Origin of the sequence: Microbacterium testaceum, from assembly GCF_003075375.1 — a bacterium.
GTDB classification, from domain to species: Bacteria; Actinomycetota; Actinomycetes; order Actinomycetales; family Microbacteriaceae; genus Microbacterium; species Microbacterium testaceum_E.
In genome coordinates this window covers 1-589 of the sequence record NZ_QDFT01000107.1, presented here as the reverse complement: position 1 = coordinate 589, position 589 = coordinate 1, and the positions used below count along the sequence as shown (strand labels likewise).

1 protein-coding gene is annotated in these 589 nt (G+C 71.8%); it reads right to left on the bottom strand.

From position 1 onward, the window contains the following. Positions 1-129 precede the first annotated feature (129 nt). Positions 130-589 (bottom strand): ParA family protein (locus DC432_RS16125; RefSeq protein WP_133177989.1); only part of this gene is annotated, 460 nt, incomplete at its 5' end.

Below are 589 nucleotides of genomic sequence, written 5' to 3'. Positions count from 1 at the left end.
TCCCTGTCCSCGTCGGCGCCGGTTGCGTCGACGGGGACAGGGATGTCGGATGCCGCAGGGCCGACCCCGTCGGCGTCGCGCAGGTCCGTGGAGCGGGACGCCGCGACCGCGGCGTCGGCGAGGGTGTCGTCAGGCGACGGCGCCACGGGCGACCAGCTCCCGCGCCAGCCGCAGGTAGGCCTGGGCGGCGGCGTGCTCGGGCGCGAACTCCGTGATCGGCATGCCCGACACCGAGGCATCCGGGAACTTGACCGTGCGACCGATGACCGTCTCGAGCACATCGTCGCCGAACGCCTCGACCACGCGCTCGAGCACCTCGCGCGAGTGCAGCGTGCGGGGGTCGTACATCGTGGCGAGAACACCGTCGAGCTCGATCGCGGGGTTGAGGCGGTCGCGGACCTTGTCGATCGTCTCGACCAGCAGCGCGACACCGCGCAGCGCGAAGAACTCGCACTCGAGCGGGATGAGCACGCCGTGCGCCGCGGTGAGCGCGTTGACGGTGAGCAGCCCGAGCGACGGCTGGCAGTCGACCAGGATGACGTCGTAATCCGCTGCGACCTTGCGCAGCACGCGCGCGAGGATCGTCTCG